Origin of the sequence: Pseudoclavibacter sp. AY1F1 (assembly GCF_002931075.1) — a bacterium.
Taxonomy (GTDB): Bacteria; Actinomycetota; Actinomycetes; order Actinomycetales; family Microbacteriaceae; genus Pseudoclavibacter.
In genome coordinates this window covers 93,195-117,639 of the sequence record NZ_PSTQ01000008.1, presented here as the reverse complement: position 1 = coordinate 117,639, position 24,445 = coordinate 93,195, and the positions used below count along the sequence as shown (strand labels likewise).

The window sequence follows — 24,445 nt, the reverse complement described above, 5'->3', positions numbered from 1 at the left end:
GTCACCGACGTCGCACGCAAACAGTAGGCTGACGGGATGGACCTGGGCACACGCGATGAGCGACGCGAAAGCGAAGGGCTCTTCGACGCTGTTGTCTCCCCGGTGGAATCGTTGGCGCTTGTTCGCGATGAGGAGAGCGGCGACCTCACGCTCCTCTCGCTGACGGACACCGACTGCAAGCCGCTTGTGCTGACTGGCACCGCGGCGGTCATCTGGGACGAGCTGGACGGTGAGCGATCGTTGCGTCTCGTCGTGAGTGCGCTGGCGAGCGAGTACGGGCTCGACGAGTTGGTCATCGGCGAGCAGGTGCTGACTTTTGTGACGCAGCTGTTGGATGCTCGCCTGCTGCAGAAGCGTGACTCAGGGGCCACGACCGCCTGAGCGTTCCCTGGCTGTGTCGTCGGCGACTCAGCGCTTGTCGAACGCCCGCAGGTCGCGCCTTGCCTGTACCAGTCCGTGGAGGCCGCGGCTCACTCGGCGCCACCAGGACTTCCGGAGGCTGATCGTCCCGTTGCGGAGCTCCGGGTCGATTGCCTCGAGGTCTGCGCGGGAAGGGAAGAACGCTCGCGCGGCGATACCGGGCTTCTTGAGCAGGGGTGCCCGCTGGAGTTTGAGCATCCAGCCGGTCATGGCGTGCTCGGCTTTCGCGTTGAGGCGCCACAGGCGCAATGGTTCGCTTGCTGTGGAGTCTGGGACCAGTGGGACGTCGTGGCCGAGGTCGATGAGGAACCGTCGAGCTGTCTGCGTGGAGTCGGTGCCCACCGCATCTTGGAGGATCTGCTCGGTGAGGGAAGTCGAAGTGCGGGTGGGGGAGACGTACTCGGCGTCTGCGCCTTCCATCTTCTTGAGCGCGTCGACGAGTTCCGCGTACTCCGTCATCTGACGAGAGTCGTCCGCGACTTGTCCCTCTTCGCGGAGTGAGTGCAGGGCGAGCACGAGTGCGCTTCCTGCACGGTCGGGGGTCTCGATGGGGTGGCCGGCGACGTTGACCTGGATGCGGTGCATCCAGAGGCGGTCGAATGCGTCCTGGGGCTCGCCGAGGAAGCCAGGCCAGTAGTGATGCACGTCGATGTCGTTCGGCCACGACTCGTGGATGAGGGTGCGCGAGTGCTGCTCGAGGAGTTTCGGGAAGTCGGGCCAGGGGCGGGGGGTCCAGCCGTAGGCGCCGAGGGCCTCGATGAGGTCTTTTGTGCGGGCCGGTTCGACGACGATGTCGACGTCGGTCGAGTACCTGCGAGTGCGCAGTCCCAGGTCGGCTGAGATGGGCCCCTTGATGACAAGCATGCGGATGCGGTGTTCTCGGGCGACGTGCTGCGCGAGGGCGGTTGACAGCGCAACTCCGTCGCTTACCGAGAAAGCGATGGTCGCGGTATCCGGAGACGCGCCGGCTGCTGTCACTGAGGTCCTTACATCTGCGTCGCGAGCCTGGAGAACTCGCCACGGTGAGCATATCGAGGTCTGTGGGCAGATGCGCGTGCTCGGTGCCGTTCGGTGCGGCGCGTGTGGTGGTGTTCGGTCTCGCGTTGGCACCTTTGGTGCCCCGGGTGTATCCGGATGCGCGTCACGAAAGCAGGAATCTTCCGCGATTTGTCATGGGGAATAAGGGGGAATCTCTTGTTTGTGTGTCGGTAGACAAGCCAACTACGGCATTTTTCTTAAGATTTTGGGTTGGAGGGGTGAAGTCCCGTTCTGTTAACGCAATACTTAACAAATGGTTGGTCTGTGACTGGCCGTTCCCCAGCTCCCCCGCTTCCTCCGGCTTTCAATGCCGGGGCATCGAAAAGGTCTCCCATGACGCAGTTCGAAACTTTGCAGCCCAATCAGACTTCCTCTCGTCGCGCCCTACTTAAAACGGCAGCGTGGGCGACGCCGGTGATCACGATCGCGGTCGCGGCACCGCTCGCGGCGGCATCCATCAATGACGCTGCTGTGTTCTTGGAGGGCACGATCAGCCCTGCGAGGGCGAATAGGCCAAGAATTGACGGCCCTACGGGCGGTGGCGCGGTGGCCCTGGCCGGGCCGGGCGTGATTCGCATCTCGAATGGGAATGGCGCCGTTCCGGGGCCGATCACGGGCACGATCGTGGTCTCGTACGTCAGTGACACCTTGAGCGGCTTCGGGATTGGCGATGCTGTGATCCGCGGGTTCGGTCCGAGCGCGATCCAGAACGCGACGATGACGTCGTACTCGAGTGCACTCCAGGATGTGGGGAACACGGTTGGCGGTGATGTCTTCGCGAGGAACGTGACGCGGAACTTCTCGATCGCGGGGACGATCGCGGGCAACAGCAACGTGTCGCGAGACATCACGTGGGGGTCGGTCCCCGCATCCGGGCTCGCGATCGGGAGTGGCACGGTGACGTTCCTCGTCACGGTTCGGTTGTTCTCGAACGGCGTCGAGTTCGACGCCACCACGTCCAACCTCGTCTACACGGTTTAGTGGCGTAGGGGAGCTCTGCCCGGTTCCGTTCCGACGCTTGCGTGCTTGGTACAGTTGCAACTATGACGAGAACACTGCGCCTGAATCCCCTTGGCGTAGACGTCGAACTCAGGTTTGAGGAGAGCATCTCGGCTGAGTTCGAGGCAGATCTGCGGGAATCGTGGGCGGATGTGTCTGGCCAGCCGGGGGAGGCAGAGCCAGACGAGACTCATCGTCTCTCGCTCGCGCCGCTCGACGAGCCCGAAGTCAGCGATGTTGTCGGCGGTTCGGCTGCTGATCTGGCCTCGCAGCTGTCGACGATTGTGACGCTCGATGCGATCGAGCACAACGGGGGCCGGCTCGTCATGATCCACGCGGCGGGTATCGCCCTCGATGACGGTCGTGTCATTGCCTTTGTCGGGCCGTCGGGTCGTGGCAAGACGACGCTCGCGAAGACGCTCGGGCGTGAGTACGGGTATGTCACCGATGAGACGCTTGCTGTCGACTTCGATGGCAACGTTCTGCCGTACCGCAAGCCGCTCTCGGTCATTGTCGACCCGAGCGAGCCGAAGGCGCAGTTGTCTCCCGCGACGCTCGGCTTGCGTCCGCTGCCGGATGTGCCGTTGAGGATCGCCGCCATCGTGCTGCTGCACCGCGTGGAAGAGCACGAGCTCGATGGTGGACCGCAGCTGTCTCCCGTCGCGACGGGCAGCGCTATCGGCTGGATGGTGCCGGAGCTCAGCTACCTTCCCGCGCTTCCCGACCCGCTTGTTCAGCTCGCGGAGCTCATCGACTCGACGGATGGTGTCCGTCGCGTCACGTACTCCGAGGCGTCACAGGTTGTTGACCTTGTTCCTGAGATCCTGAGTTCGCACGGCGACACGCAGCCGTGGACTTCCGGGCACAGCGAGCCCGATTCGACGACGCCGTCGGCGACGGTGGGTGAGGATTCCTACCGCCGCGCCGCGGGCGTGCACTGGCTGCTGTTCGCGAACGAGGCGGTCACGCTCGAGTCGCGCATGGTCCGTCAGCTTGCGGGTATCGCTCCTGGCCTCTGGGAGCTCCTCGGCGAGTGGACGACCCTCACCCAGCTCACGGCGGAACTGATGGAGCAGTACGGTGAGGTCGCGGATGCTCACGAGCTCGTGCAGGTGGCCCTCGATGGTCTTGTCGAGGCGAATCTCGTCGATCGCGTTCAGGCGGCAGTTGTCGGCAATTCGGCGGTTCGGTGAGCGACGCAGAGCTCGCGAGCGCTCCGGCGAAGCGAGCCCCACGGACTCGCCTCCGACGCGTCACCTCGCATCCGCTCTTTCATCTGGTCGCCGCGTTTGCCGTGCTCGCGCTTGTGCAAGCTTTCTTCGTGAAGGTGTACGCGATTCCGTCGGCGTCGATGGATGACACGCTCGCCGTTGGCGACCGCATCCTGGTGAACCGCCTCGCGTACCTCGGTGATGCCGAACCGACGACAGGTGACATCGTCGTTTTCGCGGCTTCCGACACGTGGGATGAGGCGCCTCCCGAGCCGCCGAGCGACCCGCTGCGGTTCGCCGCTCGCGTGGTCGGCGAGGTCTTCGGCATCGGCCAGGGCTTCTCGCACATCCTCGTGAAGCGAGTCATCGCTACGGGTGGGCAGAGCATGGCCGTCGACCCGGCGACCGGCGGCATCGTCGTCGACGGTGTTGCGCTCGACGAGAGCGCCTACGTCGATCTCGACTTCGAGTTCGTGCCGGGCACCATCGACTGCTCGACGTCGCCGGCTTCGCTGCGTTGCTTTGACGAGTTCACGGTGCCCGAGGGGCAGATCGTGGTGCTCGGCGACAACCGCACGAACTCGTCCGACTCGCTCGCGGCTTGCCGCGGCGGGGGAGTGGACGCATCCTGCCTGCGCACGGTGCGCGACGACGACGTCGTCGGTGAAGTCTTCTCGATCGTGTGGCCCCTCCCGAGGTTCGGCGGGGTGTAGGGGAACCTCTGGCTACCTTCGTCCATCTTCCGCAGGTTTCTGTACTTCTTCCGCACCGGTCGTTTCCGCCCGCGCGCATTCGCCAAGCGTGAAGGACGATGACGTCGGTGACGATTCCCGGCACCGTCTACAACGGAACCCGTCGCGATCATTGATTGCGCGAGAAGTTAGGAACTCCACATGGATGCCCTCGACCAGAAATCGAGTCGACGAAGTGTGATTCGGACGGCGGCGTGGGCCGCACCCGTGATCGCTGTCTCGGTGGCGACGCCATTCGCTGCAGCGTCGGGGTCGATCCTCGTGGATCTCGCCTCGACCGCGAGGCTCCCGATCGAGGCCAGCAACGGTTCGTATCTAGCCGATCCCTACTATCAGGGCCCAAGGGTGCTGACTTTCCGGGCAACGTACAGAAACAACGGTCCGGATGCCCTTCCCGCTGGCGGAATCATCCAGTTCGGGCTTCCATTCGCTGCCATCTGGGTTACAGACTCGCTAACGATCATCGAGGACACGAGCGGCAGAAATCCCGCATTCACGGGTACCTCCACTGCGGATATCAGTATCCCCGGAAGCCCGGCCGCGCTTCGACGCATCTGGAGCTTTCAATTGCCAACGCCGCTAGCCGCTGGCGCATCGTTCGATCTTGTCTTCCGAGTGGAGCTGAACGGTGTCTCGAATACGGCAACAAACTTCTACCGAGTTCGGTCCTACACGAACATCGGAGTTGGTGCCACCGGGGCAATCGAAACAGATCCAGCCAACAACCCCGGATACTCGAACTACGCATACTTCAACAACGAAAACGCCTCCTAATCCGAGTTGCGCTTCGTTGTCGAGTTCGGCAGTACTTCCGTTGAGAAGTCGCGGCCGGCGTCGCGGAGTTGCTTGAGGCTGCGGAAGCCGGCCTGGCGGGCGATCTCGAGACGCGGAGCAGTCGGGCGTCCCTGGAGGAGCAGCTGCACGTTTTCGTAGCGCTTACGCCGCAACTCGCGGTTGATCGTTGTGCCGTGCTTCTTGAAAGCCACCTGCAGCGTGCGCGGAGCAGTGCCAAGTGCGTCCGCGACTCGGGTCGGGTCGAGGTCAGGGTCGCTGGCGTGCACTCGAATGTAGTGTTTCGCGCGCGCGTAGAGGTCTCCGCCTGACTCTTCAGGTCCCTTCCACTGAGCCAGAAGCGCCCGGGCGACGGAGATCGCCTGAGCCTGCGTGATCGTCTCAGCGTGCAGAGAACTGGGATTCGCGGAGTTCGCGAGCGCATGCCAGGCACCGTAGGCCATGGAGGTCATGGTGGCTTCATTCAGCAAGTGAATCTTCCGGTCTGCGGAGAGAAAAGGTACGCCGAGCGCCCGAAAGTCGACGCTGAACAGAAGCAGCGTCTGTCGCCTTGCCGCCGCCGTGAACTCGACGAGCTCCCGGCCGGGTGAGACCACCACGGCGGAGCCTGCTGACATTTCAACGGTCTCGGATGCAACTCGGACGGTGTTCGAGCCGTGCTTGCTGAAGAGGAACAGTACGCGTCGCGGAGGACGCCCGTGCATCCTGGGCCAGCTGACGGTGGTCTGCCCTGTGCTCACGACTGCGGAGATGAATGTCGAAGTACGCGTTGCGTGGACAGTGAAGGGAGAGGTCTGCGGACCCCAATCGATCGCCATGCCGGTGCTGAGGAGAAAGCGCTCCAGCTCACGCGGGAGGAGCGTTGCATGCGAACTGATCGCAACATGTTCGAAGTTGTGGAGTGCGGATGTGGATTCGTCAGATTGCACGAAGAACCTTTCTGTCCCGCAGGAACGGGCAGAAGTGCAACGCCGATGCCGGCGTAGGGATATCAAAATCGCGTCGAAGCGCTGCAGACCGAATCTATGAAGCGACGGCGCAGAGCGAGCTGCGTGCTGACGGTCCTCAAGGAGCGTCGAGGCACCCCCTGCCTCACGGAACGCGCCGAAGCGACAATCCCGGAACGGTTGAGTGGTTTTCGACTGCCCTAGGGGCCTGCGGCTTGCTTTACAGATCTGGGGTTCGGGCGAGCGGGTCCGAAGGGAATCGGGATTACTCTTGATCTGAGGTCATAGTGTCCTTTGCTCAGGGGCGCGTTCGGCCTCTGAGGTCATACTGTGACGATTTGCGGCTTCCTCGCCTCAAAGTGCGCAAGTGGGCGACTTTGATGCGCATCCGGTTCCCTGCCTCCCGGTGGGTACTTCAGCGTTCGCTTCATCAGCTCGCTGATCGCACGATGCTGAGGCCCTGCGTTTGTTTTCCGTGCGCCAGAGCGGATTTTCCGTTCGGAAGCGCGCGCCGGGGGACGCGCGAATTAGTCTGCACAAGGCTCGGCCATCGTCGTCGCCGTAGTGGATTCAAGGACTTGACTGGAAGGCCTCGGTGTCGTAAAAAGTACCCACCCCTGCGCAGAACTGCGCGATTGACACCCCCAACACCGATGGCCGCGCTGCGCCCGACTCGCGACGCTGATTCTGTCCGGTGCCTGAAGGCTTGCGCCTTCAGATCCGCCGGCCCTCACTCGTCAGTGACGACGAGAGGACGCGCGGGCCGAGCCGACACGTTGGCGACTGGATCGAAGCTCCGTTCGTTGACTCGTTAGAGAAAGACCACCATGGAGCTTCCCAACTTCGAGCGGATCCAGGCCTCCTGGAGAGGTGCCACGCAGCCGCCTACGTTCGTGTCAGCCACGGCGAGCATGGGGGTGCGCTTCGGCATGCCCAGTGCTCCTGCGGAAGTCAACTTCATCGCGCTCAGAGGCCCACACTTCATTTCCGCCTGGCTTGAATGCTCGCGAATTGAAGCTGAGTTCCGTCGGGATACTCCTGCTCGACGTAGCCGCACAATCTTCGTCTTCGTCAGCCAGGGACAGGCGGAATTACGATCTGGTGAGACGTTTGCTGTTTTGGATAAGGGCGGGGTTGCTGCCCTGCGACCTGGAGCGGAACCCGTCAAATTCCGATCCACATCCACGCACAACGAAGCCCTGGTCTTCAGCGTCGATACGGCGCTGGGCCAGATGATGCGACGAGCCGATGAACCGCCGATCCAGTTGCTCACGGAAGGCGCGATTAATTCTTTCGCGTTCGGCGCTTGCTTCGGCCTGGCGCAAGCAGGGGCGCCGAAGACCCAGCAGGCTGGCAGAGAACTGCAGAGCGCCGCTGGTGCGGTCGCACGCACGTTGCTCATGCAATGGGTTTTCCCCAGCGATCACGACATCGATGTCTACGCCGGAGCGAGTAGGTTCATCCGAGTGCACGCGATCGAACACGGGTTGACTCCACTGAGGGTCGCGACGAAGTTTGGAGTCTCTGAGCGGAAACTGCAGTCGGCATTCCAAGCGCACGGGGAGACGGTGATTCGCGCGATCCGTCGTGCGCGTTTCGAGATCGCGACGGTGCTGATCGATGATGACGCGACGCTCGACCTCGCGATAGTCGCTGCCCGCTCTGGCTTCACGTCTGCCAAACGATTGCGCGCCGCGATTCGAGAGTTCGAATTTGGTTCGGACGAACCGCAAGAGTGAATATGTGCAAGGGTGCCTCTGAAGGTGTAGTCAGTTCGAAGGGACCGACAGCACCTGCAGAGGCACCCCGACCTGCCCTGCAAGTCCTCTGGGGGTGAGGATTAGGCGCAGTAGGTTAGCGTGATCGAGCCCGGGACACGGACTGGCCCCGCAGGACCAACACCCGTGGGAATCTCCTCGAGGGAAGATGTCACGGCTGACGTGCCAACGGGAACGCTGGATACGAAGTTGGAACCGGCACCGCCGGCACCGGCGGTGTCGATGATCAGCCTCGTGCTCGCGTGGTTCCCTGGGGCAATGCCCCATTCTGCCCTCTGCGCGGAACCGCTGCCGCCGCCTGCGTAGCCACCGCCGCCGCCTGGACTTGACTTCCTCCACGAAGTGCTCGGCAGTGCGCCTGCGACCGAAACACCATTGCCCCCGTTCCTGCCGGAACCAGGGAGTCCATTGTTGGTGCCGAAGTAGGTGATTGGCCCTTCTGTGGGTACCGAGGTCGCAATTCCGCCTGCACCTGGCGTGCTGCCGCTGGCATTACCCCCCGCGGGTCCGGAAAGCTGATCTGTATGTCCGTTCGCCGCGAGTGTCGTCTGCACCAGCAGATCGTCAGCGGGATCGCCGGGTGAGCCACCTTGGCCGTATGACTGGGGCGGGCCAGTCAAGGCGATGATCGGCGAAATGTTGTAAGTGGGAGACCCACCGCCTCCACCCGCGACAACGAGGGGATTAGTGCCGACGAGGATCGCGGAACCGCCGCCGCCACTGGAGCCTGCGTGCGCTCTCTCGCCAGCCACAACCGGGATTGAGTCACCGCCGTTGCCGAAACCACGCCCTCCGGTGGTGGAGGCTACGTACGGTGAGGGTCCGGGCCCGCCGGTTCCTCCCTGTCCGACTTGAAGTTGGAGTATCGTTCCGGGCGCCACCGAGAGTTCGCCGGTGACGATGCCGCCGAGACCTCCTGTGAGGCGGTTGGGTACGTCACCGCCGCCGGGGGCACCGACAACGGTGAAGTTCACCTTCGTGACGCCAGCTGGCACCGTGAAGGGCGTAGTAAACGAGTCGATTCCGGCAGCGGCTGGCGCCGTGGCCTGGAACGTGACCGTCGTTCGGCAGGGTGAAGCCGCGGCCAGTGGCGCGGTTGTGGCGACGAGAATGGTCGGTATCGACCACGCTGCTCCGGCGACGACGGTTCGCCGAGGCAAGTTGAGCTTTTGATGCTGTTCTTCTGACATGTCTTCTGGAACTCTCTTCGTGCAGACGCGCACACTGAACGCGCGAGCTCTGCGCGAGTTGCGGTCTGGTCTGGATCCAGTATTCGAACAGAACTGCAGCGAAACGAGGCCGATGCGCAGAAGGTAAGTGAACGTGCGCTTCTCATTAGATTGACGCTGCGTGCGTCACGTGTCGCCTCAGCCGCCGAATGGACGGCAGGTGTTGGCGCCGTTGGTGGGAGCCCTGCCGGAGCGTTCTGAGCGTTTCGTCGGTTTCTTACTCGCGTTACGCGAGGGGATCGGTTGGTCGAGTCGGGGGACCCGGGGCGCTTGATGACCCCGCGTGCAAAGTGAGTGGCTCTTTGCGACGTCAATCGGTCCAGTCATGACAAATCGCCCTTACCGTTTGCAAACTGTCTGCGGGATTGCTACGTCGTCGCGCCATCGTCCAGGGGGTGGCTTGGACCGTGCCCGTGATTGCAGCAGCAGCAGCGGCTGCGCCGCTAGCCAGCCCATCTTGCGGAGCCTCCTTTGGCCAGACCTACGGGCCAGGTGAATACATGGTCGTGATGCCTGAGTGCGCGCGAGCGGTGAAGTTCACCGTTGTCGGGGAAACGGTTGCGGAAGTACCGGACCTGGGGTGCGGGCACCAACTTGGAAAGCTCATTCGCGGTGTCCGCAAGCGGGACAGCAGCTCGGACGCTAAGGATCATCGTCGGTTCGGGCGCTTCGGCGACGACGGAGGCTGGCGGCGTCGGCTTTGGTTACGGAGGTAGTGGGGTACTTCGCGAGACCCGGCGGGCGGTTGGCCTACGCTCAGTATCCGACGTCCGAGTTCGCAAGCCTCGGACAGGCCGTTGGAACGAACGGCGTGGACTCCACGGCGACCACGACAGGTGTTGGCGGCTCTGGCTCTTCGTTCGCGGCTAGGGGAGTCTCGTTGACCACTCCGGTAAGTCCATTGAACACAGCCATTTCCGCGGGCGGGAACGGCTCGATTCGGATTCGCTACAGCTAGGTTGCTCAGTATTCGGTGAGCGTCAAGGTCCGGCCGGTAAAGCTGGTCCCAGGAACCCGCTGTTCCGGCGCCGAGCGCGGAACAGCGGGTTCTGTGGTTTGCTGCGGCCGTCGAGAAGTTGCGCGCCAGCCAGGACGCAGGGCGACGGAAAGCTCCAGCCCACGCCTAGCTCTTACGGCGGGGCCAGCAGCTCAGTTCACTGGCTCGATCGCCACCGACGCTTGTTCGCCCGTTCGCGCTGTCGCGCTGGGGCGCACGATGTAAACACCCCAGAGCTGAGAAGCGACTGCTGTATTTGTGACGGTGGTCGGCGCTCCATTGACAGCGCTGCAGGTAGCGATGCTGGCCGTTGCAAAAAAGTTCGAACCATAGTCGGAGGTCGCTGGCAGCGGAGCTTGGCTGAGGTTGCTTCCGTAACTGGTTGCAGACGGTCGAGGTACGGTCGCTACTGCGGTCAGCGCCAAGGATGGGGCTGCGGCCCCGGCGGGCAGCGCAAGCGTGTATCGGAGTACGTGGTTGTACTGCCGTATCTCAACGCTCCCGTTGCTTGCGGTGCCCTGTGCGATGTAGCTGCTGTCCAGTATCCATCCGGTGGGAAGCGGTGACGGTAGCCCAAGCGCTGATGATGGCGTCGAAGTACCCGGCGTCGCGAGCCCGGGGTTGGACCAAAGTGCAACTCGTACGCTGAGCGTTCCCGCCGGGATGGCAACGGGGGCTGAATTTGTGAAGGTGACGGTGCTGGTGACGTTTGCTGTCGAGGCTGCCAGATCGACCCGGCCGCCGAAACTGGTTGAGGTCGGATTTGTCCAGGGCCCGGAGGGACGCGTCACGTTGGTAAACGTCTGCGTGACGTTGTTTGGGACGGGCGTGCATCGGCTCGCGGCGTGGGCCGGGACCGCGATTGCCGTCGCGATGATGGGGACGCTCCAAACTGCTGTCTTGAGAATCGTTCTGCGCTTGCTGGCGGTAGCGGTTTCGAAGTCTTGGATCTCAGTCCCAACGGCACCGGTGTTTGTAGGTGTGGTGTTCACTCGTGTTGCTGCTCTCTGTCGGCTCGGGTGAGAACTCTTCTCGATACGACAACGTAGAGAGCCAAGCGACCGGTAGGTAGCTGGAGAGGAACGATTTCGGCGGAGGGCCGAGAGTGTGCGGATTCTGGTCGGGGTTCATCGCGCACGTTTCAGGCCGGAATTCGCATATACGCGGAGAGATGGGGACCCGCGGTCGCGTCGTGAAACGAGACTGTCTACATTCGAGCATGCCAACCGGACACGGGGTGTGCTGCTCCACGGAGCGAGAGCAGACGGTTGGCATGGGTTGCGTTGCGCTGGGGAATCGCAACGCAACCCTTTCTTCGCTTTGATCGGGCGCTGTGCTCGCTCGATAACCAGGACCTGTGTTGCCCCGGTGCTTGCCAGAATCCGCCGGATTCGCGTTCGAAGCCGCGCGCGACCCACCCTCACTTTGGTCTGGAGACGCCATAGGTGAGCATCGTCTTGCTGATGCGGTCACTCCTGGGGATGAATCGAGTCCGACCGCGAAGCGTTAGCCGAGTCCTGTCTGGGGAGATGGACTCGGCCGCCGAAAAACTTCCAGCTTGGCCCCCCTGGGCTGGAAGCGGAACGCCCCGCTTGCGACTGTCAGGCGGGGCGTTCTAGACGCTGGCCGGGGTCGAGGTCGACGGATGCCGTGGTCGCTCCATCGGGTCGCTTCGTCGGAGTGTTGCGTTCAGCAGAGTGTCTCGTCCGTGGGCGTCGAGTTCATGCCCGGCGCCCTCGATTGCTCGACGTCACCGGCTTTGCTACGTTGCCTTGACGAATTCACGGTGCCCGAGGGGCAGATCGAGGCGCCCGGCGACAACCGCACGGACTCTTCCGACTCGCTCGCGGCCTGCCGCAACGGGGGAGTCGACGCATCCTGCCTGCGCACGGAGCGCGACGACGACGTCGTCGGTGAAGTCTTCTCGATCGTGTGGCCCCTGCCGAGGTTCGGTGGATTGTGGCGTCTTGGCGCCAATCTCCCCCTAGGACGCGGCAACTTCCGGCCTGGCGCTTGTGCTGGAAGCGGAACGCCCGAACTGCGCGAGCAGGTTGGGCGCCTCGTCACGCGCGCCGAAATGAGACGGGTTGAGGATGCCAACGTGAGACCTTCCAGAAAGTGCGTTGAAGAGGGCGTCATGTCGTGGTGAAAGTCGACTACGTCGAGGTGACTGAGCGAAGCGCGGATCTTCCAAGCTGGAACCTTGATCTCGCCAGCGGTCACAAAGTCTGTGGCCGCGAGGCACGGCTAGAAGCTCGTGTGCTTTGCGACCGGCATGAGTGAGCCCAGACGAACTGCCTCTGCGACACGTTCTGCCTCGCGATCGCGAGCCCACTCCTGGTTTCGCCGAGCGGCAATCGCCACACCGATTCCGATAATGATGAAGGCCGACTGGGTGATGAAGACCTCGCCAAGACGGAACGCGCACAGAAGCATGACGATAGATGCGGCTTCGATGATGCGTGCATCAAGCGATGTCGGTCCCTTAGCCAAGAACTGGAACCCGGCCAGCGCAACCAGTGCGAGGAACGCGATGAGCAGGAAGTAGCCGCCCTCGGTGATGAGGCCCCAGTATGCGTTGTGGTAGAGCCAGTTATCTCCGGCAATCTGCGTAACTGCTTCGCCCAAGCCGTACCCGTTCCAGGGGGCGTCGAGCGTCTTCGCGAGAGAAGCCGCGTCGATTCGTTCCCGCAGTGCGTCAGACCCCTCGCGGGTGGTTGCGTAGGTGCCTGCTGTCGACAAGTTCGTCTCCGCGAATATAAATCCTGCGTAGAGGATCGCAGCTAGGCAAATTCGCCAGAACGGACCCAGGTATCGCGCCACGACGAGCCAGATGAGCGCGGCGGCGAGAGCAGCCATCGACGTGCGTGAATCAGTGAGGACCACACACGCCCCACCCACCAGGATGATCGCCATTCGAACCCACAGCCGCTTCGCTACGAGCAGGAGCAAGATGGTGACGACGGCGTAGGTGAGGCCGGCGACGTTCTTATCGCCCAGGTAACCCGTCAGCAAACCACCGTATGAGTCAGGCGCGATCCCGGCGTAGAAGAGGGGCACGTTGGCGAGGAGCGCGATCGCGAATCCTTTGAGAGCAGACGCGATGTCGATTCGGCCAGTGGCGATGAAGGCTCCCATGACCATCATCATCACGATTCGCGCGCCGCGGTTTATGTCTTCCTGCGCAATGCCCGCAGCGAGCGCGTTCAGGCCGATGTAGGCCAGAATGACGGCGCAGATTGCCGGATACCAGTAGGCACCAGCGAGGCTTCGTGAAGGCCTGCGGAAGGTGGCGATGCCGATCAGTATGAGCCCCGCCAGGTCGTTGATGAGGAAGCCCAGTCCAGGTACCGGGAGGCGAATGATGAACGCAGCCATGATCACCGCATCGATGATCCGAGTCTCGCCGAGCGCAAGTACGGAATCCTGGAACGCTCGCGTCGCCGACTTCTGCGAGTAAGCGTCATTCACCTGTTCTGCCACGCCGACGATGGTACGTTGTTTCCCAGTCGCCGACCAACTGTGTGAGGCGCGGCTGGGCTGTTCGGGGGGACTGGCTCTGCCATACCGCGTCGCGTTCGGTGCTCTTGTGCCTGGAGTCCGTATGCTTGCGCTCAATATCTACATCCACTAGCGAGAGGCGTGTCGTTGCCATGGCGACGACGGTGTACGTATGACGAAGAGCCGCGGTAAGCAGGTGGATGGATCAAGCGGTTCTCGCCCTCGTGTGGCGATCGCTCACGACTACATCACGCAGCGTGGGGGAGCTGAGCGAGTGGTCCTCGCGCTGCACCGGGCGTTCCCGGAGGCGTCGGTCTTCACGACGCTTTACGCACCCGAGACGACTTTTCCCGAGTTCAGCGAGCTTGACATCATCGCTTCCCCTCTCAACCACGTCGGCGTCCTGCGACGCGACCACCGCAAGGCCTTGCCCCTACTTGCCCCGGCCAGTTCGCGGATACACATCGACGCGGATGTCGTGATCGCATCGACGACTGGGTGGGCGCATGGATTTGAAGCGACGGGTAAGAAGATCGCGTACTGCCACAGCCCGGCGCGGTACCTGTACCTCCAAGACCAGTACCTCGGCGACTCCAGCCCTCTGTCGCCCGCTTCACTCGGGGTAAAGGCGCTGACGCCCTACCTGCGTCGCTGGGATCAGCGCGCTGCCGGAACTGTCGACACCTACGTGAGCAACTCCACGGTCGTCCGGGATCGCGTGCGCGAAATATACGGACGCGAGTCGCAGTTGATCTTCCCTCCGCACAGCGTCGACGTCAGTGGTCCTCGCTCCCCGCTCCCGGAACTCGAGGAGTTTGTCGGCCTTGGCGGGCACGTGCTGTTGGTGTCGCGACTGCTTCCATACAAGAACGTCGACAAGGCGATCAGGGCAGTGGGGAACTTGCCGCTGGAGCGGCTCGTCATCGTCGGTGATGGCCCCGAGCGGGAGGCGCTGAGGGCATCGCTTCCGGATAACGTCAGAATGGTCTCCGGAATCTCCGATGCGTCGCTCAGGTGGCTTTACGCGCGAAGCAGGGCTCTGCTGGCGCCTTCGCATGAGGACTTCGGTTTAACGGTCGTCGAAGCGGCTGCGTGGGGCAAGCCCAGCATCGCGTTGCGTTCAGGCGGCTACCTCGACACCGTTGACGAGGGCACCACTGGACGCTTCTTTCCGCGCCCCGAGGCGACAGACATCGCCGCGGCCATTGCTGCTTCCAGGTTCGACGTCTGGGATATCCAGAAAATCAAGGCCCACGCGCGGCTCTTCTCCGAGGAGTCTTTCGCGCGTCGGCTTAGGCATCTCGTAGATGATGCCGTGGCTGGCCCGGGCGGAAGCCGATGACGATCTTGTCAGGTTCGCCGATGTTGTTACTCTTGAGTTCGGTCGCGCACGAGGGGAAAGCTCTACGAGCGCGCATTTTTGTGTCAAAGAGAGGGTCGCCCTGTGACGGTACTTGATTTTCTGAGGCTTACGGGCCGCAGTTGGAGGACGCTGCTCATCGGTGTCGCAATCGGCCTTCTCGCCGCATTCGGGTACACGCAGGTGCAGCCGCACGTATTCACAGCGAACTCATCCGGCTTTGTTATGGCCGGTCCAGCAGCTGAGGGCGGTTACATCGGCGGCTCTGAAGCCGCGATCGCCAAGGCTCAGTCGTACATCCCGCTCATCACGAGCCAGCCGGTGTACGCGAAGATTGCCGAGAACCCAGCCTTGGGTCTCGCCGAGGGCCAGGCTCTTACGGGCCGTCTGAGCGCGTCTGTGGCACCCGGGAGCAACCTCATCCAAGTACAGGCGAGCGCCGACTCCCCGTCTAGCGCCGTCGCCCTCGCCAACGGTGCCCTCCAAGCCCTTGCCGATGTGATCACCGATCTTGAGTCACAAGCAGGCGGTGGTGTCTCAAGCGTTACCGTTCTGCCGCTCCAGGATGCCGTCGAGCCGACGTCGCCCGAGAGCCCCAACCTCCGAAACAATCTCCTGATCGGTGCGGGTCTCGGCCTCGTGCTCGCGTATGTCTTCGTCTTTTTGAGGAAGGCTCTCGACGTCAAGGTTCGGAACTCTAAGGACCTCGCCAGCGCGGCTGGCGTCGGCTCGTTGGGTCGTATCCCGAAATCTCCTCAGCTCATGGGCAAGAACCGAGCCTCGAACGACGCTGACGCGATTGCCGCCGAATCCTTCCGTCGTCTGCGTACTAACCTGCGGTTCGCGAGCGTCGACGAAGAGATTCGTTCGATGGTCATCACCAGCTCAAATGCGGGTGAGGGCAAATCGACTATCGCGACGTCACTCGCTCAAGTCCTCGCGCAGTCAAACACGCCGACGATCCTCATCGATGCTGACCTTCGTAGGCCCACGGTCGCATCCGTACTAGGGATCGACGGCAGCGTCGGGCTCAGCGAAGTGCTCAGCGGGCAGGTTTCGCTCGAGGACGCGCTCACTGCCACCAAGACGCCTGGACTCTATGCGCTCCCGTCAGGTCGTATCCCCCCGAACCCGTCGGAGATGCTCGGGTCTGAGGCGATGCGCTCCATCATCCGCCTGCTGTCGCAGGACTACATCGTCGTCATCGATGCGCCACCTCTCCTCCCGGTCACCGACGCCGCGATCCTTTCCACGCGCGTCGATGGGGTCGTTCTCGTCGCTACGGCGGGTCGGACTCGGCGAGAAGACGTTGGCGCAGCACGCGACATGCTGTCGCAGGTCCACGGTCGACTGCTCGGCACAGTCCTCAACATGGTGCCCCCGCGTGACACCGCGGACGGCTACGAGTACCGCCGCAACCGCAGCTACTACGTCACGGCGGACAAGAAGGGCATGCCCGTCTTCAAGTCCTCGAAGGGGCACGTGGACCTGCTCGAGCCCCAGCCTGAGAAAAACGCTTCGGCGGCGATTAGCCTTGCCCCCCGACCAAACTCGCAGTCCTCCGAGCAGCCCCCTCAGGCCGTGGTTGCTCAACAACAAGCACCCGCGTCTGAAACTCCCTCTGACCTGTCCTCGACCCCCGAGGTTCAGGGTGCCCCGACTCGGCGCTCGCGCCGAGGCGCGTAGTGCCCAAACTGCTCTTCGTCTGCCACGCGAATATCGCGCGGTCGGCTGCCGCGGAAGTTCTGGCGCAGTCCAAGCTGGGCGATTCAAGCACGTGGACCGTCGAGAGCGCGGGGGTCCGCGCCTTGGTTGGAGAGGATATCGACGAGGTGATCGCAGGTGCGCTGAGGGAGCGAGGACTCACCCCGGGGCAGCACAGCGCTCAGCAGGTGACCAACTCGATGCTCGATTCCGCGGACATTGTGCTTGCCTTCGAGTCGACACATCGCATGTGGATGTTGCGTGAGTCGCCCAAGTCTGTTCGCAAGACCTTCACGATTCGGGGAGCAGCTGCGTTGCTGGACAACATTCCGCGTAGGGCTGCCCCTCTCGCGTATCTTTCGAATGTGAAGACATCCGGGACAGACGAGGACTTCGCGGATCCATACGGACGCGGGCCAGAGGTCGCGCGTCAGGCGATTCAGGAAATTGACGCTTTGCTCGGTCGGATTCTCCCCGGCATCGATGCTCTGCCCAGGATTGCGGTCGGCAACGGCGAGGAGACTCGTGGTTGAGGCGGAGTACCCGGCACCCGCGTCTCGCCAGAGACGAGTGCTCCTTGTCAGCCCAGCCTTTCACGGGTACTGGAACGCGATCGCCGATGCTCTGAGGTTCCGGGGACACGAGGTCTATCCGCACTGCTATGACGCGTCGAGTGGCCTGCAAGGCAAAATGCAGAACAAGCTCGTGCACGAGCTGCCTCAGGCACTCCAGTGGCCTGGGCTCAGGGAAGCGGCGAGCGTCCGCGCTGTGCGCGTCATGGATCGGGTCCAGCCCGATGTCGTCCTCGTCATCAAGGGGGATCAGCTGACCGACACTTGGTGGTCGGCAGTTGAGAAGTCCGGTGCGGCACGTGTCGTTTGGCTCTACGACGAACTCGAGCGGATGTCCTACACACCCGAACGACTCCGAGGGCTGGGCCCAGTGGTCAGCTACAGCGAAAGCGACGTCGAAGTGCTGCGCCGCTCAGGCGCCAGTGCCGAGCACGTGCCCGATGCTCACGATTCCCTGCTCGAATACACTCCAGTGCCGGTCACAGGGCTCAGCTTTGTCGGCGCTCGCTACCCTCGGCGCGAGGACCTTCTCCGCTCCGTCGCTGCTGAGGGTATCGACGTAGTAGCTTTCGGACGGGAATGGTCGCGTTCGCTCTGGGACGTCGCCAGGACCCGCCGCTTCCGCGGGGCTGGATTCCCCAGCGGCGGCGATGTCCCACGGGCCAAGTACTACGGCATCATGGCCGGCTCGACGGCAACTCTCAACATGCACGGCGACGGTCATGACTTCAGCATGCGCACCTTCGAGGCGCCAGGTGTCGGAGGGCTCTCGCTCATCGACAAGCCCGAGGTCGAGCGTTACTACGACGTCGGCAAGGAGACGCTCGTCTACTCAGGTGCGGACGACATCGTCGACATCATGCGCAGAGCCGAGGCCGACAGCAGCTGGTCGCGGTCCATCCGCGACGCCGGCCGGCGCAAGACGCTCGCAAAACACACCTTTGTACACCGGGTCGCGGAGGTCGAACGACTGTGGGGCTAGAGCATCCCCAGGACCTGGATGCCTGGCGGCATTGGCAGGAATCTCGGCATGCGCTGCGGCGCATCAAATCCAAGCTGGCTCGCGCAACGCCGCCAACATTCAAGCTCTATTCGTCGGGGGCGTCTCCGTCTATTCTGGTCGTCGTCGACGCTCCGACTCCATCGCAGATTGCTGCCTATCTCGAGCCAGCGCTCCTGGTCGACGGCGCACAGATCGCCGTGCTGGCTCAAGGTGAGCTTCGTCACCTCCTTCCGGCGGACTGGTCAGAGCACGAGGTTGCAGGGAACTCAGCTCCTGACCTGCTGGCTGAAGTCAGCGTCGTCTTCGCGTCCGGTCACTTCCTCCCAGCGAGCGCACTTGCCCACACGTGGGCTCAGGCACTCAATGCTCGGTTCGTTGTGGCCCAGCACGGCCTGCTGACACCGTTCCAGCCGCCGCTGCCGCCAGGAGCGCACGCGCTCGCCTTCTCCACGGATGATGCTTTGTTCTGGAAATCCGGACGTTCCGACGTGACGTTTGACGTCGTAGGTTCGCAGATGCTGTGGAATGCTTCAACGCAGCAGGCCGAACCCACCGAAGTCACTGGGCCGCCAGTCTTTCTCGGACAATTGCACGGGGCGGAACTTGCGCGTCGGATCGCGGCCAGGACGGCCAGCCAGTTCTGCGCCTCGACGGGAGCCAGCTATCGGCCGCACCCGGCGGAAATCGACAAGCTCTCGCGACTCCAGCACGACCGGTGGCGTCGGTCCGGAATCGTGATCGACGATTCTCGTGCACCGCTGCGCACTTTGACCCGCCCCGTAGTGTCCATCTTCTCCACTGGCGTTCTGGAAGCCGCGGCCTCCGGCCGCCCGGCCTGGGTCACGTGCGTTGGCGGGCCTGAGTGGATTCGGGAATTCTGGGCACGCTACTCTTTGTCTGAATGGGGCGGCGACCCGACGCCCGCTCCCGTTGTTCCCCCAGTAGAACCAGCCAAAGCCATTGCCGCGAGCCTCGCGCACATTCTGGAAGGAACGGCATGAAAATGCTCTGCGTCATCCCGGTTCGTGGGGGATCCAAGGGAATCCCCGGTAAGAACCGGCGTCTAGTAGCTGGCAAGCCTCTGGTGGTCTGGACGATCGAACAAGCACTCGCAGCACGCCCCGCGATGGACGTCCTGGTCTCGACCGACGATGAACAGCTCGCTGCGATCGCGAGGGCCGCCGGGGCGCAGGTGCCATGGCTCCGCCCGGCTCATCTCGCTGAGGACACGACGGCCACCGAACCTGTCGTCGAGCACGCCATCGCCGAGTACACCAAGGCAGGGCACCGGCCAGATGCGGTCATGCTGCTGCAAGCCACTTCTCCGGTGCGACTTCCTGGCACACTCGATCGGGCTATTGGTCAGTTCACCGAGAGCGGTGTTGACTCCATGGTTGGGGCCGTTCCGCAGACTCCTTTCCTTTGGCAGTACGGCGCAGATATGCACGATCAGCCGCACGCGCATTTCACGGTCGGCGCTCGTCCGCGCCGCCAAGACCTCGAGCGTGCGCAGATGTTCTACCGTGAAACCGGCTCGCTCTACGTCACAAGAACCGAAACCTACGAACACGAGCACAACCGCCTCGGCGGAAGGATCGGCATCTTCGAGATGGACGATGTAGAGGGCGTCGATATAGACACAGAGCTCGACCTCTCGATCGCCGACCACCAGCTCGTGCAGATTCAGCGTGATGCGGCGGACGCCGCATCGTCACAACCAGCAGCATCGACAGACAAGGACACCGCTCTGTGATTTTCGAGCGCAACCTCACCCCGTACATCGTCTTCGCGGAGGACCCGATCGTGGTCGGTCTGCAGAAGATCAGCGCGAACCAGCAGCGAATCGTATTCTGCGTCGACGAGCACGGCCGCTTGCGTGGTTCGCTGTCAGATGGCGACTTCCGTCGCTGGATTGTCGCCAACCCGACTGCTTCGCTCGACGTGACCTGCCTGGAAGTCGCGAATAGGAACACTCGGACCGCATCAGCCACCTCCACACCAGCTGACCTCGCCCCGATGCTGGGCCACGGGGGGATCACGCATCTGCCGCTGGTCGATGAGACCGGGCATCTGATCGCGGTTGCGATCGATCGCAACGATGTGCTCCGGATCGGTAGCCACGAGATCGGGGCTGGACATCCCGCCTTCGTGATCGCGGAGATCGGCAACAACCACAACGGGGACGTCGATCTCGCGAAGCGCCTGGTCGATCTGGCCGCTGATGCAGGTGCCGATGCCGTCAAGTTCCAGCTCCGAGACATGGACGCGCTCTACCGGCAGGCCGGGGCATCAACCGCGGGCGAAGACCTAGGCGCGCAGTACACCCTCGATCTGCTTTCTCGTGTGTCGCTACCGGCGGAGGAGCTGTTCACGGTCTTTGACCATGCCAGGGCGCGTGGAGTCGATCTCATGTGCACTCCATGGGATGGGCCGAGCGTCCAAGCCCTCGTCGACTACGGCATCGAGGGGCTGAAGATCGCCTCAGCCGATCTCACCAACCACGAGCTCCTTCGCGATGCTGGCTCGCGTGGTCTGCCCCTCATCCTCTCGACGGGTATGTCGCGCGAGTCAGAGATCCTCGAAACAGTTGGCCTCATGCGGTCCTTGGGTTCCAGCTTCGCCTTGCTGCACTGCCAGTCCACATACCCAGCGCCGTTCAAGGACATCAACCTCGCCTACCTCGATCGCCTCGGGGAGATCGGCGACAGCATCGTCGGCTATTCGGGACATGAGCGCGGCTGGCATGTGCCGGTCGCCGCAGTCGCCCGCGGAGCCCGCATCATCGAGAAGCACTTCACAGTTGACCGAGGGATGGAAGGCAACGACCACACCGTGTCGCTCCTCCCGGAGGAGTTCGCCCAGATGGTCGAGCAGATCCGCGACATCGAGCTCTCGCTCGGCGACGCAGCGCCCCGCGAGGTCTCGACCGGCGAGCTCATGAACCGCACGACGCTCGCTAAGTCCTTGGTGGCCGCTCGTGAGCTACGAGAGGGCGAAGTGCTGCGCGCTGAGGACATCTCAGTCAAGAGCCCGGGCCGTGGTCTCCAACCGAACCGTCTCGACGAGCTCGTGGGCCGGACTGTAAACCACGATATGGCGGAGGGCGAGTTCTTCTTCGAAAGCGACCTCACTGACACCGCGTCCGTGGGGCGCGAGTTTGAGTTCCGGCGCCCATGGGGGCTCCCGGTCCGTTATCACGACTACAAGAAGCTCATCGAGAATTCCACGCCAGACTTCCTGGAGTTCCACTTCTCCTACAAGGACCTCGAAGTCGACATCGACAGCTTCTTCACCGAGCCGCTCGATATGGACTTCACGACACACCTCCCGGATCTCTTCTCGGGCGACTTCCTCGTCGATCTGGCTTCGACCGATGACGAGCACTGGGAACGTTCGATCCGCGAAGTGCAGCGAACTATCGACACGACGCGCAGCTTGAAGAAGTGGTTCACGCGGTCAAGCGAACCGATCATGGTCGTCACCATGGGTGGTTTCACGAAGGACAAGCACGTGCCCGCTGAGGCTCGTACGGCCATGTACGCGCGCATCGCTGAAGCCGTCAAGCGCCTAGATACCGACGGGGTTCGGATCGCCGCCCAGACGCTCCCGCCTTTCCCCTGGCTCATGGGCGGTCAGCAGTTCCACAACCTGTTCCTCGACCCGCACGACACGGCCGAGTTCTCAAGCACGACGGGAACGAAACTGTGTTTCGACGTTTCGCACTCGAAACTTGCCGCCAATTTCCTCGGCATGCAGTTCTCGGACTACACCGAACTGATCGCCCCGCACAGCATCCACCTCCACCTCGTGGATGCCACCGGTGTCGACGGTGAGGGAGTACAGGTCGGTGACGGCGAGGTCGACTGGCCCCTCCTCGCCGGACAGCTCGACGAGCTAGCCCCGGGAGCTCCGTTCATCCCTGAAATCTGGCAGGGGCACATCGACAACGGTCAAGGTTTCTGGACGGCACTCGACAGACTCGAGCAATGGCTGTAGGCGACATTCCGAGGACGGGGAGCCCACTGCCCATCGCACTGTGGGTGGTTCCCGTCTCCGGGCTGGGCGGCGTGGCCCGCCACATCCTTGATGTCGCTTCAGCCGGCATACCGGGCTACGAACTTATCGTGCTCTCGCCCGAGGGGCCGCTCCCCGCGGAGCTGCGTAAGCGTGGAGCTCGCGTCGCGGTCGGCAGTTTCGGCCCCGATGCGGGAACCCTCTCGTCGATCCGAACTTTGCGCACGGCTGCCGCACGGTTGCGTCCCGCCGTCGTCCACTCACACCTCGCGTACGCGGACGTGATCGTGGCCGCGACACCACTCCCTGCGGGCACTGTTCGCGTGACCACAGAGCACGGTATCGCGGGCGATGATCAGGTTTATCACCGCACAGCACTGAAGTCGAGATTGATGGCGAAAGTCCATCAACTGCGCCTTCGCCGTTTTGATGGGGTGATAGCAGTCGCCGAGGCAACAAAACGCGCTATGACGGAGAAGTGGGCTCCGTCTCAGGATATTCGCGTGATCCTCAACGGAGTCGACCCGATCAGGCAGACTTCGCTACCAGTCTCACGGAACTCATCCCTGCGCATCCTCGCCCTCGCTCGACTCTCACCGGAGAAGCGAATCCCGCAGCTCCTCAAAGCGTTTTCGGTTGTCCTCGAACGAAAGCCAGACGCCCACCTCACAGTTGCCGGTGTGGGCGAGCTGGAAAGCGAGCTCAAACAACTCGCCTCCGATCTGGGTATGACTGAATCAGTGACTTTCCCCGGGTTCGTGGATGCAGACCGCGCTATGGAGGAAGCGGATGTCTTAGCGCAGCTCTCCGTCTGGGAGAACTGCTCTTACTCCCTCCTCGACGCTGCCAACCGAGGGATGAGGGTCATCGCGTCACGGGTCGGCGGCAATCCCGAGATCGTGGACCCGCGCGGACTTGTCGATGCTGACGATATCGACGCAGTGGCAGCGGCGCTCTTGGACGAGAGAGCCGAGACGCACCTTGATGGTTGGCTTTCTGTGAGCGACATGACTAAGGCCGTCGCCGAGGTCTACGGCGAGGCGCTGCCTGCGGACGCACGCGGTGGGCTTCCGGCTCACATCACGCTCGCGACGAACAACGGCGACATCGGCGGCGGGGAAGTCATGCTTCTGAGCATCGCGAAGGCGCTTCGAACGCTCGGCGTTGAGGTCACCGTCGTGGGCCCATCCGAACCGGCCGCGCTCGTCGAGGCTGCTCGCGAGCAGGGTTGTAAGGTCGTCGAATTGCCAGCCAATGGTCGACGCCAGTGGATAGCGCAGCTTCGCGCATGGGATGGGAGCCAACGCGAGGGACTGCTCTGGTGCAACGGGCTGGTCCCAGCTTTCGCGACGTCCTTTCACCCGCGGCGCATCGTGCATTTGCACCAGCGGCCGACGGGCGTCCAGAGACTCTTGTCGTCGATCGCGCGGATCGGGAGTCTCCGCACCTTGGTACCGTCCGAGTCGATGCGGGGTGCGATCTCGAGATCGACGGTGCTCCCGAACTGGGCCGAGATGGTAGAGCTCCCTGCGGCTCGTGAGCGCAGAGAAGGGGAGCCAGCCATCGTCGGGTTCCTCGGACGGTTTTCGGTCGACAAGGGCGTTCCAGTACTCGCGGATGCCATGGCGCAGCTCGAGAAATCGAACCCTGGCCGTTTCAGACTGCGCATGGCAGGCGAACCGAGGTTCGTGTCCGAATCCGCAAGGGCGACCGTCGAGGCCGCCCTCGCACCGATCAGCGACATTGTTGAGTTCACTGGATGGACACTCCGAGACGACTTTCTCGCGAGTATCGATCTCCTCGTCGTCCCCTCAATCTGGGCGGAGCCTTTCGGTCTCGTTGTTAGCGAGGCCATGTCTGCTCGTATCCCCGTGATCGTGAGTGATGCTGGAGCCCTTCCGGAAGTCATCGGCGACCAGTCGTTGGTCTTCAAAGCAGGCGATGCCTCGGCGCTTGCCGAGGCGATCAGCAAACACTTCGACGACGTTCCCTCGCGGCATGTCGAGGACCAGTTCGTCAGGTGGCGGACGAAATTCAGCCCGGAGGCCGGAACTGAGAGAGTCGCCAGCATGCTGGCCGCCCTTCGAGTTCGAGGCTGACGTTCAGAGCCACGGCAACGCACTTTCGC

General features: G+C 63.0%; 19 protein-coding genes. 16 read left to right on the top strand and 3 right to left on the bottom strand.

Translation table 11 applies throughout. The features are described from left to right. Positions 1-36: 36 nt before the first annotated feature. The gene (locus tag C5B85_RS12985) at positions 37-381 is read left to right on the top strand and encodes a PqqD family protein (protein ID WP_104286436.1); all 345 of its coding nucleotides are present in this window, start codon (positions 37-39) and stop codon (positions 379-381) included. A gap of 27 nt (positions 382-408) precedes the next feature. On the opposite strand, the gene C5B85_RS12980 is transcribed toward C5B85_RS12985, so the two are convergent. Beyond that, positions 409-1,398, bottom strand: coding sequence for a nucleotidyltransferase family protein (locus C5B85_RS12980; protein WP_104286435.1), 990 nt, complete (start codon positions 1,396-1,398; stop codon positions 409-411). Between the two features lie 393 nt (positions 1,399-1,791). On the opposite strand from C5B85_RS12980, the gene C5B85_RS12975 reads away from it, so the two are divergent. The 4 genes from C5B85_RS12975 (at position 1,792) to C5B85_RS12960 (ending at position 5,194) form a co-directional block, all read left to right on the top strand. Further along, the gene (locus C5B85_RS12975) at positions 1,792-2,439 is read left to right on the top strand and encodes a hypothetical protein (protein WP_146077958.1); all 648 of its coding nucleotides are present in this window, start codon (positions 1,792-1,794) and stop codon (positions 2,437-2,439) included. Positions 2,440-2,501: 62 nt separating this feature from the next. Next, the gene (locus C5B85_RS12970; protein WP_104286433.1) at positions 2,502-3,650 is read left to right on the top strand and encodes a hypothetical protein; all 1,149 of its coding nucleotides are present in this window, start codon (positions 2,502-2,504) and stop codon (positions 3,648-3,650) included. Continuing rightward, the gene (gene lepB, locus C5B85_RS12965; protein WP_104286432.1) at positions 3,647-4,381 is read left to right on the top strand and encodes a signal peptidase I; all 735 of its coding nucleotides are present in this window, start codon (positions 3,647-3,649) and stop codon (positions 4,379-4,381) included. The genes C5B85_RS12970 and lepB overlap by 4 nt, the downstream gene beginning before the upstream one ends. 180 nt (positions 4,382-4,561) lie before the next feature. Next, positions 4,562-5,194 carry a hypothetical protein gene (locus C5B85_RS12960; RefSeq protein WP_104286431.1) on the top strand — a complete coding sequence of 211 codons (633 nt, stop codon included), beginning with the start codon at positions 4,562-4,564 and terminating at the stop codon, positions 5,192-5,194. Here C5B85_RS12960 and C5B85_RS12955 read toward each other — a convergent pair. Next, the gene (locus C5B85_RS12955) at positions 5,191-5,829 is read right to left on the bottom strand and encodes a helix-turn-helix domain-containing protein (protein ID WP_146077957.1); all 639 of its coding nucleotides are present in this window, start codon (positions 5,827-5,829) and stop codon (positions 5,191-5,193) included. The two genes, C5B85_RS12960 and C5B85_RS12955, sit on opposite strands and share 4 nt — an antisense overlap. A gap of 1,157 nt (positions 5,830-6,986) precedes the next feature. Between C5B85_RS12955 and C5B85_RS12950 the strand changes: the two genes are divergently transcribed. From C5B85_RS12950 to C5B85_RS12935, 3 genes are all read left to right on the top strand, one after another. Then, a complete protein-coding gene (locus tag C5B85_RS12950; RefSeq protein WP_104286429.1) occupies positions 6,987-7,898 on the top strand; it encodes a helix-turn-helix domain-containing protein in 912 nt (303 codons plus the stop codon). 1,002 nt (positions 7,899-8,900) lie between these two features. Further along, positions 8,901-9,110, top strand: a complete 210-nt coding sequence (locus C5B85_RS19585) for a hypothetical protein (protein ID WP_258070774.1) — start codon at positions 8,901-8,903, stop codon at positions 9,108-9,110. 2,761 nt (positions 9,111-11,871) lie between these two features. Then, positions 11,872-12,312 (top strand): hypothetical protein, encoded by a 441-nt coding sequence (locus C5B85_RS12935; protein ID WP_146077956.1) that lies wholly within the window; start codon positions 11,872-11,874, stop codon positions 12,310-12,312. A gap of 98 nt (positions 12,313-12,410) precedes the next feature. Here the strand turns inward: C5B85_RS12935 and C5B85_RS12930 are convergent, their stop codons facing one another. Continuing rightward, on the bottom strand, positions 12,411-13,646 hold the full coding sequence (locus C5B85_RS12930; protein ID WP_104286425.1) for an O-antigen ligase: 1,236 nt from the start codon (positions 13,644-13,646) through the stop codon (positions 12,411-12,413). Positions 13,647-13,836: 190 nt separating this feature from the next. On the opposite strand from C5B85_RS12930, the gene C5B85_RS12925 reads away from it, so the two are divergent. The 8 genes from C5B85_RS12925 to C5B85_RS12890 all read left to right on the top strand — a co-directional run bounded on the left by C5B85_RS12925 (position 13,837) and on the right by C5B85_RS12890 (position 24,416). Further along, positions 13,837-15,006, top strand: coding sequence for a glycosyltransferase (locus tag C5B85_RS12925; protein ID WP_104286424.1), 1,170 nt, complete (start codon positions 13,837-13,839; stop codon positions 15,004-15,006). Between the two features lie 102 nt (positions 15,007-15,108). Beyond that, on the top strand, positions 15,109-16,710 hold the full coding sequence (locus tag C5B85_RS12920) for a polysaccharide biosynthesis tyrosine autokinase (protein WP_104286423.1): 1,602 nt from the start codon (positions 15,109-15,111) through the stop codon (positions 16,708-16,710). Further along, on the top strand, positions 16,710-17,261 hold the full coding sequence (locus tag C5B85_RS12915; protein ID WP_104286422.1) for a hypothetical protein: 552 nt from the start codon (positions 16,710-16,712) through the stop codon (positions 17,259-17,261). The genes C5B85_RS12920 and C5B85_RS12915 overlap by 1 nt, the downstream gene beginning before the upstream one ends. Further along, positions 17,254-18,282: a glycosyltransferase gene (locus C5B85_RS12910; RefSeq protein WP_258070773.1), complete on the top strand. Its 1,029-nt coding sequence runs from the start codon at positions 17,254-17,256 to the stop codon at positions 18,280-18,282. The genes C5B85_RS12915 and C5B85_RS12910 overlap by 8 nt, the downstream gene beginning before the upstream one ends. Continuing rightward, positions 18,273-19,304, top strand: a complete 1,032-nt coding sequence (locus C5B85_RS12905) for a hypothetical protein (RefSeq protein ID WP_104286420.1) — start codon at positions 18,273-18,275, stop codon at positions 19,302-19,304. The genes C5B85_RS12910 and C5B85_RS12905 overlap by 10 nt, the downstream gene beginning before the upstream one ends. Then, a complete protein-coding gene (locus C5B85_RS12900; RefSeq protein ID WP_104286419.1) occupies positions 19,301-20,056 on the top strand; it encodes a cytidylyltransferase domain-containing protein in 756 nt (251 codons plus the stop codon). The genes C5B85_RS12905 and C5B85_RS12900 overlap by 4 nt, the downstream gene beginning before the upstream one ends. Then, positions 20,053-22,299, top strand: coding sequence for an N-acetylneuraminate synthase family protein (locus C5B85_RS12895; protein WP_104286418.1), 2,247 nt, complete (start codon positions 20,053-20,055; stop codon positions 22,297-22,299). Before C5B85_RS12900 ends, C5B85_RS12895 begins: the two co-directional genes overlap by 4 nt. Then, positions 22,290-24,416 (top strand): glycosyltransferase family 4 protein, encoded by a 2,127-nt coding sequence (locus C5B85_RS12890; protein WP_104286417.1) that lies wholly within the window; start codon positions 22,290-22,292, stop codon positions 24,414-24,416. Before C5B85_RS12895 ends, C5B85_RS12890 begins: the two co-directional genes overlap by 10 nt. Positions 24,417-24,445: the final 29 nt, after the last annotated feature.

Bases quoted from the DNA above. Each gene is read 5' to 3' on its own strand.
- C5B85_RS12985 (WP_104286436.1), top strand. From the start codon at position 37: ATGGACCTGGGCACACGCGATGAGCGACGCGAAAGCGAAGGGCTCTTC.
- C5B85_RS12975 (WP_146077958.1), top strand. From the start codon at position 1,792: ATGACGCAGTTCGAAACTTTGCAGCCCAATCAGACTTCCTCTCGTCGC.
- C5B85_RS12970 (WP_104286433.1), top strand. From the start codon at position 2,502: ATGACGAGAACACTGCGCCTGAATCCCCTTGGCGTAGACGTCGAACTC.
- C5B85_RS12960 (WP_104286431.1), top strand. From the start codon at position 4,562: ATGGATGCCCTCGACCAGAAATCGAGTCGACGAAGTGTGATTCGGACG.
- C5B85_RS12955 (WP_146077957.1), bottom strand. From the start codon at position 5,829: ATGTCAGCAGGCTCCGCCGTGGTGGTCTCACCCGGCCGGGAGCTCGTC.
- C5B85_RS12950 (WP_104286429.1), top strand. From the start codon at position 6,987: ATGGAGCTTCCCAACTTCGAGCGGATCCAGGCCTCCTGGAGAGGTGCC.
- C5B85_RS12925 (WP_104286424.1), top strand. From the start codon at position 13,837: ATGACGAAGAGCCGCGGTAAGCAGGTGGATGGATCAAGCGGTTCTCGC.
- C5B85_RS12900 (WP_104286419.1), top strand. From the start codon at position 19,301: ATGAAAATGCTCTGCGTCATCCCGGTTCGTGGGGGATCCAAGGGAATC.
- C5B85_RS12890 (WP_104286417.1), top strand. From the start codon at position 22,290: ATGGCTGTAGGCGACATTCCGAGGACGGGGAGCCCACTGCCCATCGCA.